Source organism: Streptomyces sp. NBC_00443 (assembly GCF_036014175.1).
Lineage (GTDB): Bacteria > Actinomycetota > Actinomycetes > Streptomycetales > Streptomycetaceae > Streptomyces.
Map to the genome: position 1 here is coordinate 8,152,262 of NZ_CP107917.1, position 13,178 is coordinate 8,165,439.

A 13,178-nucleotide genomic window follows, 5' to 3' on the forward strand; every position below is an offset into this window, starting at 1 on the left:
CCGATACCGGCACTCCCGAGAGAAGTGAACGATGGTCTCCGAGCACTCCGACGCCACCGACGGCGAGACTGCCGCGCTGGCGTTGAAGATACTTGTCGCCGGCGGATTCGGCGTGGGCAAGACCACCCTGGTGGGCGCGGTCAGCGAGATCAGGCCGCTGCGCACCGAGGAACTGCTCAGTGAAGCCGGGCAGCGGGTGGACGACACCGACGGCGTGGACCACAAGGTCACCACGACGGTCGCCATGGACTTCGGGCGCATCACGATCCGGTCCGGCCTGTCCCTCTACCTCTTCGGCACACCGGGCCAGGACCGGTTCTGGTTTTTGTGGGACGAACTGTCACAGGGAGCCCTCGGTGCGGTGGTCCTCGCGGACACCCGACGCCTGGAGGACTGCTTCCCCGCAGTGGACTACTTCGAGCACCGGCACATCCCGTTCGTCGTGGCCGTCAACTGCTTCGCGGGTGCCCGGGCCTACGGCGCACAAGACGTCTCACGCGCCCTCGACCTGGACCGGGGAACGCCCGTGGTGCTCTGTGACGCCCGGGATCGCGACTCGGGGAAGGAGGTGCTGATCCGCCTCGTCGAGTACGCCGGGCGGATGCACACCGCCCGGCTGCTCGACTCGGTGGGCTGACTGGCTCCGTGGGTCCGGCCGGCTCGTGAGCCGCGGGTGCCTCAGCCGCTGTCGGCCCCTGTTGCGGCCGGCGTTCGGGCCACCGCTATTCGGCGACGCTCTTCTCCGCCAGGACCTTGTCGATCGTGACGCGGACGAGGAGTTCACCCGGGACGCCGTTGCGCGCCCCGAACTCCTCCGCGCGCTCCTCGCCCATGTAGCGCGCCCCGATGCGGCTCGCCCAGTGCCGCAGCTCGTCGAGATCCTCCGAAATCCGGGCGCGGCCCTGCAGCACCACGAAGTCGTACGGCGGCCGGTCGTCGTCCACGCACAGCGCCAGCCGGCCGTCGCGGACCAGATTGCGCCCCTTGACGCTCGACTTGCCGGTGTTGAACACCAACTCCTCCCCGTCGAGCACGAACCAGATCGGCGTCACATGCGGACTGCCGTCGGCTCGCACGGTCGACAGCTTTCCGGTGCGTGTGCCCTGCGAGACGAACGCCCGCCATTCCTCATCGGTCATCTTCTTCGCCATGCCCTCATCCTCCTTGCCCGCGGGCCGGATCGTCGGGAAGGGTGGCGAAGTGTTCCTCCGGTGCAGGGGGAGACATCTACACGGGGAGATCGGATCATGGCGCAGAACCAGGGACTTGGCTGGCTCCTGGACGACCTGACGGAGCGCGTCGATCATGTGCGGCACGCGTTGGTGCTGTCCAACGACGGTCTGGTGACGGGCGCGAGTACGGGACTGCGGCGCGAGGACGCCGAGCACCTGGCCGCCGTCTCGTCCGGGCTGCACAGCCTGGCGAAGGGCTCCGGACGGCACTTCGGCGCGGGCAAGGTGCGCCAGACGATGGTCGAGTTCGACGACGCCGTGCTGTTCGTGACGGCGGCGGGCACCGGCAGTTGTCTGTGCGTGCTCAGCGGTGCGGAGGTCGACATCGGCCAGATCGCCTACGAGATGACCCTGCTCGTCAACCGGGTCGGTGAGCACCTCGACGTGGACGCCCGACAGCCCGAGCGGACACCCCTCACAGACCTCTGACCTGCTGATTCGTCGTCCCCCGTGGAGTTATCCACAGGCTCGCCACGAGATCCGGCCGAGCGGCTACGGTTTTGTCACGGCGAACGCACAGAGCGTGAGCCACTGACTCCACGGGGGAGATCGACCATGTCAGGCGACACGATGACGAAACCGCACCTCCTGTCCTGCACGCCGAGTCGCGCGGCCCGGGAACTGGGGGTGAAACGAGGCGAGCTGGACCTCGCAATCCACCTCGGCCTCATCCGGACCGTGCCCGACGAGGGAGGCGGGGGCCGGCGTGTCCCACGGTCCGAGATCGACCGGGTGAGTTCGGGGCGCGGTTTCCCGGAGTCCCTGGTGGACCGTGTGCGGGTGGTGGGTACGACGGAGGGCGCGGACCTCATCGACGTGTCCCCCGGCAGGTTCACACGGCTCGCACGGCTGGGCCTGGTGGTGCCGGTGAAGTGGTACTTCAACCGCTACCGAGCCGTGGTCTGGCTGTATCTGGCAGAGGAACTGAAGCGGTTCGCCGCCGACGAGGAGAACGGCCCGGTGCTGACCGGTCGGCGTATGCCCGAAGGGCTGCGAGGGACGTTGGACGCGGGCGTGGATCTGCGTCCGCGCAACTGGCGGGGCCGCCACCGGGGATTCCTGCTGCGAATGGCCGAGGACCCATGGGAGAGCGCCGGCGCGCTGGCCGCGTTCCTCGACCCCGTCCAGATCGCGGAGCTCGTCCCCGACCCCTATGAGCGCTCTCACGTCAACCGCTTCCGCCCCGGCCCGCCGGTATCCGGCGCACCGGGTTCACCCTCCGCGCTCATCGCCGAGAAGCTCGTGACGGCGGACGACCCCGACGAGATCAGCCTGCTGCGGGCCGAACTGGCGGCGGTTCTGCAGGAGGCGCGAGACAGGAGGCCCGCCCCGCGTCCGACAACCAAACGGGCCCCGGCTCCGGCGCACGACGCAGGGCACCTCCGCGCGTCCCGGCCCGTGGAGCCGGAATCGCCGCGCGGCTTGCTGAGCTGGCTCCGGCGCCGGACTCCGCGGACTACAACGCCCTGAACAGTCCCTCCTGGACGACGGACACCAGCAGGCGCCCCTCCAGGTCGTAGATCCGCCCACGGGCCAGGCCCCGTCCGCCGGTCGCGATCGGCGACTCCTGGTCGTACAGGAACCACTCGTCCGCGCGGAACGGCCGGTGGAACCACATCGCGTGGTCCAGCGAGGCGATGTCGAAACTCCGTGGGCCCCAGAGCGGTTCGACCGGGATACGGACGGCGTCCAGGAGTGTCATGTCGCTGGCGTAGGTCAGCGCGCAGGTGTGCACGACCGGGTCGTCGCCGAGCGGCCCGACCGCGCGCATCCACACGGCACTGCGCGGCTCGGCGCCCTTGACGTCCTCGTCGGTCCAGCGGAGCCGGTCCACATAGCGGATGTCGAAGGGCTGACGGCGCGCCATCCGCTCCAACTGCTCGGGCAGCGTGCCCAGATGTTCCCGGATCTCGTCGGTGACCGTCGGGAGCGACTCCGGGTCCGGAACCTTGCGGGCCGGCGGCAGCTGGTGCTCGAAGCTCCCTTGCTCAGGCTTGTGAAAGGAGGCGGTGAGATTGAAGATCGTGCGTCCCTGCTGCACGGCGGTGACCCGGCGGGTCGTGAACGACCTGCCGTCCCGCACTCGTTCGACCTGGTACACGATCGGCACGCCCGGCCGCCCCGGGCGCAGGAAGTACGCGTGCAGCGAGTGCACCGGACGGTCACCGTCAGTGGTGCGCGCGGCAGCGATCAGTGCCTGGCCCGCCACCTGGCCGCCGAAGACCCGCTGCAGGGACTCCTGCGGGCTGCGGCCGCGGAAGATGTTGACCTCGATCTGCTCCAGGTCGAGCAGGTCGACGAGTCTCTCGGCCGGGTTCGTCGTCATGAGTGGGATTCTCCTGTGCTCACAGCTGGCCTACGTCGGTGACGCGGACCACGGCGCGGCCCTCCGCGTCGGAGGCGGTGAGGTCGATCTCCGCGCTGATGCCCCAGTCGTGGTCGCCGTTCGGGTCGTCGAAGATCTGACGGACCCGCCACAGGCGGTTCGCCGGTTCCTCCTCGATCACCAGCAGCTTGGGGCCACGGGCGTCGGGGCCGGTGCCGAGGTCCTCGTACTCGTCCCAGTACTTGTCCATCGCCTCGCCCCAGGCATCCGCGTCCCAGCCGGCGTCGGCATCCATCTCGCCCAGCTCCTCGACGTGGTCGAGGGCGGCGAGCTCGACGCGGCGGAACATCGCGTTGCGGACGAGGACGCGGAAGGCACGCGCGTTGGTGGTGACCGGCTTGACCTCGTCGGCCTTCTCCTGGGCCTCCTCGGCGGTCATCTCCTCCGGGTTGGCGAGCTGTTCCCACTCGTCGAGCAGGCTGGAGTCGACCTGGCGCACCATTTCGCCGAGCCACTCGATCAGGTCCTGCAGATCCTCGGACTTGAGGTCGTCGGGGATGTTGTGGTCGAGGGTCTTGAAGGCGCTTGCGAGGTAGCGCAGCACGATGCCTTCGGTGCGAGCCAGCTCGTAGAAGGACACCAACTCCGTGAAGGACATGGCCCGTTCGTACATGTCCCGGATGACGGACTTCGGCGACAGCGGGTGGTCGCCGACCCAGGGGTGGCTCTTGCGGTACGTGTCGTACGCGTGGAAGAGCAACTCCTCCAGGGGCTTCGGGTACGTGATGTCCTGGAGGCGCTCCATGCGCTCCTCGTACTCGATGCCGTCCGCCTTCATCGCGGCGACGGCCTCGCCCTTCGCCTTGTTCAGCTGGGCGACCAGGATCTGCCGCGGGTCGTCCAGGGTGGACTCGACGACGGACACCATGTCCAGGGCGTAGGACGGCGATTCCGGGTCCAGCAGCTCGAACGCGGCCAGCGCGAAGGTGGACAGCGGCTGGTTGAGCGCGAAGTCCTGCTGGAGGTCGACGGTGAGGCGGACGATGCGTCCCGTGGCGTCCGGCTCGTCGAGCTTCTCGACGATGCCGCCGTCCAGCAGCGAGCGGTAGATCGCGATCGCGCGCCGGATGTGCCGCAGCTGCTGCTTGCGCGGCTCGTGGTTGTCCTCGAGCAGGTGCCGCATCGCGTCGAAGGCGTTGCCGGGTCGGGCGATCACCGACAGGAGCATGGTGTGCGTGACCCGGAAGCGGGACGTCAGCGGCTCCGGTTCGGAGGTGATGAGCTTCTCGAAGGTGTTCTCCGTCCAGCCGACGAAGCCCTCGGGCGCCTTCTTGCGCACGACCTTGCGGCGCTTCTTCGGGTCGTCGCCGGCCTTGGCGAGCGCCTTCTCGTTCTCGATGACGTGCTCGGGCCCCTGGGCGACGACGAAGCCCGCCGTGTCGAAACCGGCGCGCCCGGCGCGGCCCGCGATCTGGTGGAACTCCCGGTTGCGCAGGGTGCGGACGCGGTTGCCGTCGTACTTGGTCAGGGCCGTGAACAGCACCGTGCGGATGGGGACGTTGACGCCCACGCCGAGCGTGTCCGTGCCGCAGATGACCTTCAGCAGACCGGCCTGCGCGAGCTTCTCCACCAGTCGCCGGTACTTCGGCAGCATCCCGGCGTGATGGACACCGATGCCGTGCCGGACGTAACGGGAGAGATTGCGGCCGAACTTGGTGGTGAAGCGGAAGTTGCCGATCAGCTCGGCGATCCGGTCCTTCTCCTCGCGCGAGCACATGTTGATGCTCATCAGCGCCTGCGCCCGCTCCACGGCCTGAGCCTGAGTGAAGTGCACGATGTAGACCGGCGCCTGCTTGGTCTCCAGCAGTTCGGTCAGGGTCTCGGTGAGCGGGGTGAGCTTGTACTCGTAGGACAGCGGCACGGGGCGGGTCGCCGAGCGGACCAGCGAGGTCGGGCGGCCGGTACGCCGGGTGAGGTCCGCTTCGAACATCGAGACGTCGCCGAGCGTCGCCGACATCAGGATGAACTGCGCCTGCGGCAGCTCCAGGATCGGGATCTGCCATGCCCAGCCGCGGTCCCCCTCCGCGTAGAAGTGGAACTCGTCCATGACGACCTGGCCGACGTCCGCCTGCTTGCCGTCGCGCAGGGCGATCGACGCGAGGACCTCGGCGGTGCAGCAGATGACGGGGGCGTCGGCGTTGACGGACGCGTCACCGGTCAGCATGCCGACGTTCTCGGTGCCGAAGATCTTGCACAGTTCGAAGAACTTCTCCGAGACCAGCGCCTTGATCGGGGCGGTGTAGAAGGTGACCTCGTCCCGGGCCAGTGCGGCGAAGTGAGCGCCCGCGGCGATCATGCTCTTGCCGGAGCCGGTGGGCGTCGACACGACCACGTTCGCGCCGGAGACCACCTCGATCAGCGCCTCCTCCTGGTGCGGGTACAGGGTCAGACCCCGCTCCTCGGCCCACGACTCGAAGGCTTCGTAGAGGGCGTCGGGGTCGGCGGTCGGCGGCAGCTGATCGATGAGGGTCACCCACCCATCTTGCCTGCCCTCCTGGCCCAGAGGGGAATCGGCTGCGGGCGCGAAGATCGCGAACGCTACGCTGTGTCGCCGACGACACGTCAGCGAACCCGGTCAACTGGACAGCGGCACACGAGGAATGGGGCGGGCAACACCGATGATGGGACCAGCACACTCACTGTCGGGCGCTGCCGCCTGGCTCGGCGTCGGAGCGGCAGCTGCCGCTGCCGGGCACGGAATGCCCTGGCCGGTCCTTCTCGCCGGCGCGCTGATCTGCGCCGGGGCCGCCCTCGCCCCGGACCTCGATCACAAGGCGGCCACCATCTCACGGGCCTTCGGTCCGCTGTCGCGCTGGCTGTGCGAGATCGTCGACAAGTTGTCGTACGCGGTCTACAAGGGGACGAAGAAGCAGGGCGACCCGCGTCGCTCCGGTGGGCATCGCACGCTCACGCACACCTGGCTGTGGGCGGTCCTGATCGGCGGGGGCGCCTCCGCCCTGGCGATCACCGGGGGCCGCTGGGCGGTGCTGGCGATCCTGTTCGCGCACATGGTGCTGGCCATCGAGGGCCTGCTGTGGCGTGCGACCCGGGGCTCCAGTGCCGACGTCCTGGTCTGGTTGCTGGCGGCGACCAGCGCGTGGATCCTCGCGGGCGTGCTGGACAAGCCGGGCAACGGCTCGGACTGGCTGTTCACGGCACCGGGCCAGGAGTACCTGTGGCTGGGGCTGCCGATCGTGCTCGGTGCGCTGGTGCACGACATCGGCGACGCGCTCACGGTGTCCGGCTGCCCGATCCTGTGGCCGATTCCGGTGGGCCGCAAGCGCTGGTACCCGGTGGGCCCGCCGAAGGTCATGCGGTTCCGGGCAGGCAGCTGGGTCGAGCTCAAGGTGCTGATGCCGGTGTTCATGGTGCTCGGCGGGGTGGGCTGCGCGGCGGCGCTCAACGTGATCTGAGCGGGCGGTGGCGGCCAGGTCGGCACGCCGGTGACAGGCCTGCGGCACGCCTTGACCGGCCGGGCCGCGGGACGCCCTGGGCCTCCGGTGTGCTCTGCGGATCAGCCGGCCTGTCCGGCTCCGCCGCCGTAGCGCCGCTCGAAGGCCGCGACCCGGCCTTCGGAGTCCACCGTCCGTGCCTTCCCGGGGTAGAAGGGATGGCTCTCGGAGGAGATCTCGACGTCCACGACCGGGTAGGTCGCGCCGTCGTCCCACTCGATGGTCTGGTCGCTGGTCGCGGTGGACCGCGTCAGGAAGGCGTAGCCTGCGGCGCGGTCGCGGAAGACGACCTCGTGGTAGTCGGGGTGCTTGTCCTGCTGCATACGAGCTCCTCGTGTTGCGGCATCGGCAACGGCCGAAGGCGTGGCGCCGAAGGCGCGGGGACTGTGGCACAGGGGCTGCGGGGATCAGCCGAGCAGGGGCCGCGGAGGTCAGCCGTACGCGTCCTCGTCGACGATGTGCATGGCGGCCTCCTCGGCGGACGCCGCCGCGCCGTCGATGCCCACGTCCGTCGCGACGAGCCCGCTCTCTTCGTCCTCGTGGGCGCCCTCGTCAGGTGCGACGAGGCGGCCGGAGCGGTCGGCGCCGACCTCGTTGTCGACGAGTTCCCCGTCGGTGCCCTCGGCATCGCCGAGGCCGTCGCCGTCAGGGGCGACCAGGTCGGGCTGCTCCTCGGCGAGCCGCTGGTCGAGGGTTTCGCCCTGGTGGCGCTCGGCGGCCGTGACACCGCTGTGCTCCACTGCCCATGGTCGGTCCGGAGGGGACCAGCCGCGGTCCAGGGGGTCGTCGACGCCGTCGTTCTCCAGCGTGTCCTCGGCGTCGAGCAGCCCTGTGTCCTCGCGTTGATCGGATGCGTCGGGCTGGTAGACGTCGTCACCCCATCCGTCGGCGCTGTTCACGGGTACCTCCAGGTGGTGGGGACGGGCCCGAACTCACCGCGGTCGGCGGTGGGCCGCCGCGACGCGGGGCACAGGCCGCACCCGGCACGAACCGCGTGGTTCCCGGGTGCTCCCCGAACCGGTGCCGCTATCCAGCCTTCCACCCCTTTTCACCCCGGCGCAACGGCACGGGCGTGCTCCGGTGCGGCGGCACGGGGCCACGGCGCGGACTCCGGATCCCGGGACCCGGATCCGTCCCGTCGCGCGGGGCCGCGCGGACCCGGGGCCCACCTCTGCCCCGCCCGCGCAGGGGCGTGCCTGAGCCGGGCCGCCCCTGCGTTTCCGAGCGCCGGCCGCTGTGCCGGACGTCGGCTCTGCCGCCCTGCGTGTCCGAGCGCCGGCCGCCGTGCCGGACGTCGACCCTGCGGCCCAGCCGGTCCCGGCCGTCCATGATCCCGGCCCGGCCCGCCGCGCCCCGGCTGCGGCACCTGGCGCCCCCGAACCGTGCCTCCGCCCCCAGCCGCCCGGCTCAGCCCTACCGGTTTCAGCCCCGGGGGCACAGGGTCCCGGCCTCACTCGGCCCGACCTGCCCACCCGGCCACCCGGCCCGACCGGCCCACCCGGCCACCTGGCCCTCCGGTCCACCCGGCTCGCCGGCCCCCCGGGCCACTGCCCGACCGGCCCCCCCGGGCACCCGACCGTCCCCCCCGGGCACCCGACCGGCCCGGCAACCCACGGCCCTCGCCCAGTCGCCGGCATGCCGGGCCTGCCGCCCTCAGCCTTCCAGCGCCCGCCGCCCGGTCGGCCTCCCCTCCTCCCGTCCCCCCTGCTCACCCATGCCACGACCGCCACAGTGCCGCATATGCCCCGTCCGCCCTGACCAGCTCGTCATGGCTGCCCAGTTCGCTGATCCGGCCGTTTTCGACGACGGCGATGACGTCCGCGTCGTGGGCTGTGTGGAGGCGGTGGGCGATGGCGACGACGGTGCGGCCGTCGAGGACGCGGGCGAGGGAGCGTTCCAGGTGGCGGGCCGCGCGAGGGTCGAGGAGCGAGGTCGCCTCGTCCAGGACCAGCGTGTGCGGGTCGGCCAGCACCAGACGAGCCAGCGCGATCTGCTGGGCCTGGGCCGGAGTGAGCGCGAACCCGCCCGAGCCGACCTCGGTGTCCAGGCCGTCGTCGAGGGCACGGGCCCACGCGTCCGCGTCGACCGCGTCCAGCGCCGCCCACAGCTCGGCGTCGGTCGCGTCGGTGCGGGCCAGCAGCAGGTTGTCGCGCAGGGAGCCCACGAACACGTGGTGCTCCTGGTTGACCAGGGCCACGTGGGAGCGGACCCGCTCGGCGGTCATCCGGGACAGTTCGGCGCCGCCGAGGGTGATCCGGCCGTCCCGGGGCGCGTAGATGCCCGCGAGCAGCCGGCCCAGGGTCGACTTGCCGGCACCAGAGGGACCGACCAGCGCCAGCCTGGTGCCGGGCGCGACCTCCAGGGAGACCTTGCGCAGCACGTCCACGCCCTCCAGGTACCCGAAGTGCACCCGGTCGGCGTGCACGTCGCGGCCGTCGGGCGCCAGCCCGGAGTCTCCGGCGTCCGGCTCGATGTCCCGGACCCCGACCAGCCGGGCCAGCGACACCTGGGCCACCTGCAGCTCGTCGTACCAGCGAAGGATCAGCCCGACCGGGTCGACCAGCATCTGGGCGATGAGCGCACCCGTCGTCAGCTGACCGACCCCGATCCACCCCTGCAGGACGAACACACCGCCGATGATCAGAACGGAGGCGAGCACGGTCACATGAGTGACGTTGATGACCGGGAAGAGCACCGACCGCAGCCAGAGTGTGTAGCGCTCCCACGCCGTCCACTGCTTGATCCGCAGTTCCGACAGCGCGACCCGGCGTCCACCGAGGCGGTGGGCCTCGACGGTCCGTCCGGCGTCCACGGTCTCGGCGAGCGCGGCGGCCACGGAGGCGTATCCAGCGGCCTCCGAGCGGTAGGCGGCGGGCGCACGCCTGAAGTACCAGCGGCAGCCGACCACCAGCAGCGGCACCGCGAGAAGCACGGCGGCGGCGAGCGGCGGCGCGGTGACGACGAGCCCGCCCAGCAGCAGGACAACCCACACGACGCCGATCGCCAGCTGGGGCACGGCCTCGCGCATCGCGTTGGCCAGCCGGTCGATGTCCGTCGTGATCCGGGACAGCAGGTCACCCGTCCCGGCCCGCTCCAGGACACCGGGCGGCAGACCGACCGACCGTACGAGGAAGTCCTCGCGCAGGTCGGCCAGCATCCGCTCGCCGAGCATCGCGCCGCGCAGCCGCACCTGCCGGACGAACACGGCCTGGATGAGCAGGGCGACCGTGAACAGGCCGATGGTGAGCTCCAGATGCAGCTCACGGGTGCCGGCGCCGGTGTCGTCCGACACCCGCTCCACCAGCCCGCCCAGCAGCCACGGCCCCGCCATCGAGGCCACCACGGCGACCGTGTTGACGACGACGAGGAGCACGAAGGCACGGCGGTGCCGACGGAACAACTCGACGACATAGGCGCGTACGGTCGCGGGGGCGCCGACCGGCAGCGTGTTCGCCGTCGTCGGGGCCGCCGGGTCGTACGCCGGTGGCGCAACGCCGATCATGCCGACTCCTCGATCTCTTCCAGTTCCTTCAGGACCTCGTTGAGGGCGGACCCTTCGCGCAAGCCGTCCTGGCCGGCGGCCCTTCCGGGCAGTGCCTCGTCGCGGGCGGCCTCCTCGTCGGTCTCCCGGGTCACGACGGCCCGGTACCGCGGCTCGGCGTGGACCAGTTCGCGGTGCACGCCGACCGCCGCGACCTCGCCCTCGTGGACGAGTACGACCCGGTCGGCGCGGTCCAGGAGCAGCGGCGACGAGGTGAACACCACGGTCGTGCGGCCCGCCCGCAGGTTCCGCACGCCCTCGGCGATCCGGGCCTCGGTGTGCGAGTCGACGGCCGAGGTCGGCTCGTCCAGGACGAGCACCTCCGGGTCCGTGATCAGCGACCGGGCGAGCGCGATGCGCTGGCGCTGGCCGCCGGACAGGGATCGGCCGCGCTCGGTGATACGGGCCTCCATCGGGTCCTCGGTGTCGAGCGCCCCCTGGACCAGCGCGGCGAGCACGTCCTCGCACTGCGCCGCCGCCAGCGCCTCCTCGGCACCGACGTCACCCGACCTGGGTACGTCGAACAGTTCGCGCAGTGTGCCGGAGAGCAGTACGGGATCCTTGTCCTGCACGAGGACGGCTGTACGGGCGTTGTCGAGCGGCAACTCGTCGAGCGGGACGCCGCCCAGGAGTACCGAGGTGCCTTCCTCCGAGGGGTGTCCGCCCAGCCGTTCGGCCAGCCGTCCCGCCGCGTCCGGGTCGCCGCACACCACGGCGGTGAGTCGGCCGGAGGGGGCGAGCAGTCCGGTGGCCGGGTCGGACAGATCCCCGGAGGGCGTCTCGGACCCGTCGCGGGACCCGTCGGTGTCGGTGGCCCGCTCCAGCGCCAGCACACGCGCGGCCCGCCGGGCCGAGGGCCGGGAGAAGGAGTAGGCCATCGCGATCTCCTCGAAGTGACGGAGCGGATAGGTGAGGATCATGACCGAGCTGTAGACAGTGACCAGTTCGCCGACGGTGACCTGGCCCTGGCGGGCCAGGTGGACGCCGTACCAGACCACCGCGATCAGCAGCAGGCCCGGCAACAGCACCTGGATCGCCGAGATCAGCGCCCACATCCGGGCGCTGCGTACGGCCGCGTGGCGTACCTCCTGGGAGGCGCGGCGGTAGCGGTCGAGGAAGAGTTCCTCGCCGCCGATGCCGCGCAGCACGCGCAGGCCGGCGACGGTGTCGGAGGCCAACTCGGTCGCGCGGCCCGCCTTCTCGCGCTGGAAGTCGGCCCGCCGGGTCGCCCGGGGCAGCAGCGGCAGCACGGCGACCGCCAGCAGGGGCAGTCCCACGGCGATCACCAAGCCGAGCGCGGGCTGGTAGACGACCAGGCCGACGCAGACCACCACGAGGGTGACCGCCGCCGCCGTGAACCGTGACCAGGCCTCGACGAACCAGCCGATCTTCTCGACGTCACCGGTGGAGACGGCCACGACCTCACCGGCCGCGACGCGCCGGGTCAGCCCCGAGCCCAGCTGGGCCGCCTTGCGGGCCAGCACCTGCTGGACGCGGGCGGCGGCAGTGATCCAGTTGGTGACGGCGGTGCGATGCAGGAAGGTGTCGCCGAGCGCGTTCCCGACGCAGCACACCGCCAACAGGCCGCCAGCTAGGGCGAGGTGAGTGCCGGAGCGGTCGACGACGGCCTGTACGGCGACGCCGACGCAGAACGGCAGCGCGGAGACGGACAGGAAGTGCAGCAGCCCCCAGGCCAGGGCCTTCAGCTGTCCGTCCAGCTGGTTCCGGAAGAGCCACCACAGGAATCGGGGACCCGAGCGTGCGTCCGGCACACCTGGATCGGGATACGGAAGGTCTTGAATCTGCATGACGTCCCAGTGGCTCGTGTCAGTGGGGGGATCAGGGATGGGGATGGGGTGTGGTGCGGTGCCGATGCGTGGAGCGGGCAGCGCTCGGCGGATCGGCGCGGCGGAGCAGCAAACCGTGACAGATTCCCGTCGTAGCGTGGCCGGACGCAAGCGGTTTTCCCGGCCGCCGCACAGATTCGGCTGCTGCTCCGGCCTCGACAAGCGTCGCGGCTCCGGTTGCCGGTCCGGCCCCCGAGAAACCGTTTGCGGCTTCCGCTGTCGGTTCCGCCTCGATAGACCCGTTGCGGCTCCGGCTGCCGCTCATGCCCCACTAGTCGTTTCGGGTTCCGCCGCCGGTCCGCCTCTACGAGGCCGTATCCGCCCCCCCCGCCGCCGCTCTGGTCCCTGAGGCCCGTTGCCGCCGTCGCAGCCGCCCCCTGGCTGCCGGTCTGGCCTGCGCCGCCCATGCTGCCGCCAGGGCAGTCGCTGTCCCCGCCGGTCGGCTGTCGCTCCCGCCGCCGGTTTCTGCACCCCCGCCGCCCGGTGGCTGCCGCCCCCCCCGCCGCCGGTCGGCTGCCGCCCCCGCCACCGGTCCGCTGCCGCCCGGGCAGTCGCTGTCCCCGCCGGTCGGCTGTCGCTCCCGCCGCCGGTTTCTGCACCCCCGCCGCCCGGTGGCTGCCGCCCCCCGCCGCCGGTCGGCTGCCGCCCCCGCCACCGGTCCGCTGCCGCCCCCGCCACCGGTCCGCTGTCGCTCCTGCCGTCACCCCGACCCCGGTGCGA

At 71.4% G+C, this 13,178-nt stretch carries 11 protein-coding genes; 4 read left to right on the forward strand and 7 right to left on the reverse strand.

Translation table 11 applies throughout. From position 1 onward, the window contains the following. The first annotated feature begins 31 nt into the window (after positions 1-31). Positions 32-637: a GTP-binding protein gene (locus tag OHO27_RS37155; RefSeq protein ID WP_328429319.1), complete on the forward strand. Its 606-nt coding sequence runs from the start codon at positions 32-34 to the stop codon at positions 635-637. An 85-nt stretch (positions 638-722) separates the two neighbouring features. Here the strand turns inward: OHO27_RS37155 and OHO27_RS37160 are convergent, their stop codons facing one another. Continuing rightward, on the reverse strand, positions 723-1,151 hold the full coding sequence (locus tag OHO27_RS37160) for a PPOX class F420-dependent oxidoreductase (protein WP_328429320.1): 429 nt from the start codon (positions 1,149-1,151) through the stop codon (positions 723-725). 96 nt (positions 1,152-1,247) lie between these two features. Between OHO27_RS37160 and OHO27_RS37165 the strand changes: the two genes are divergently transcribed. Both OHO27_RS37165 and OHO27_RS37170 read left to right on the forward strand, forming a co-directional pair. Beyond that, entirely contained in the window at positions 1,248-1,661 is a 414-nt protein-coding gene (locus tag OHO27_RS37165; protein ID WP_328429321.1) for a roadblock/LC7 domain-containing protein, read from the forward strand. A gap of 126 nt (positions 1,662-1,787) precedes the next feature. Next, complete coding sequence (locus OHO27_RS37170) at positions 1,788-2,702, forward strand: DUF6397 family protein (protein ID WP_328429322.1); 915 nt, start codon at positions 1,788-1,790, stop codon at positions 2,700-2,702. On the opposite strand, the gene OHO27_RS37175 is transcribed toward OHO27_RS37170, so the two are convergent. Further along, complete coding sequence (locus tag OHO27_RS37175; RefSeq protein WP_328429323.1) at positions 2,689-3,558, reverse strand: acyl-CoA thioesterase; 870 nt, start codon at positions 3,556-3,558, stop codon at positions 2,689-2,691. The two genes, OHO27_RS37170 and OHO27_RS37175, sit on opposite strands and share 14 nt — an antisense overlap. A gap of 19 nt (positions 3,559-3,577) precedes the next feature. Continuing rightward, the gene (locus OHO27_RS37180; protein WP_328429324.1) at positions 3,578-6,091 is read right to left on the reverse strand and encodes a DEAD/DEAH box helicase; all 2,514 of its coding nucleotides are present in this window, start codon (positions 6,089-6,091) and stop codon (positions 3,578-3,580) included. 145 nt (positions 6,092-6,236) lie between these two features. Here OHO27_RS37180 and OHO27_RS37185 point away from each other — a divergent pair, with 145 nt between their 5' ends. Beyond that, positions 6,237-7,031, forward strand: coding sequence for a metal-dependent hydrolase (locus OHO27_RS37185; protein WP_328429325.1), 795 nt, complete (start codon positions 6,237-6,239; stop codon positions 7,029-7,031). Positions 7,032-7,132: 101 nt separating this feature from the next. On the opposite strand, the gene OHO27_RS37190 is transcribed toward OHO27_RS37185, so the two are convergent. The 4 genes from OHO27_RS37190 to OHO27_RS37205 all read right to left on the reverse strand — a co-directional run bounded on the left by OHO27_RS37190 (position 7,133) and on the right by OHO27_RS37205 (position 12,419). Then, positions 7,133-7,393, reverse strand: coding sequence for a type B 50S ribosomal protein L31 (locus OHO27_RS37190; RefSeq protein WP_328429326.1), 261 nt, complete (start codon positions 7,391-7,393; stop codon positions 7,133-7,135). A gap of 108 nt (positions 7,394-7,501) precedes the next feature. Further along, positions 7,502-7,969 (reverse strand): DUF5709 domain-containing protein, encoded by a 468-nt coding sequence (locus tag OHO27_RS37195; RefSeq protein ID WP_328429327.1) that lies wholly within the window; start codon positions 7,967-7,969, stop codon positions 7,502-7,504. Positions 7,970-8,778: 809 nt separating this feature from the next. Beyond that, positions 8,779-10,572: an ABC transporter ATP-binding protein gene (locus OHO27_RS37200; protein ID WP_328429328.1), complete on the reverse strand. Its 1,794-nt coding sequence runs from the start codon at positions 10,570-10,572 to the stop codon at positions 8,779-8,781. Continuing rightward, entirely contained in the window at positions 10,569-12,419 is a 1,851-nt protein-coding gene (locus OHO27_RS37205; protein WP_328429329.1) for an ABC transporter ATP-binding protein, read from the reverse strand. The genes OHO27_RS37200 and OHO27_RS37205 overlap by 4 nt, the downstream gene beginning before the upstream one ends. Between the last annotated feature and the right edge of the window lie 759 nt (positions 12,420-13,178).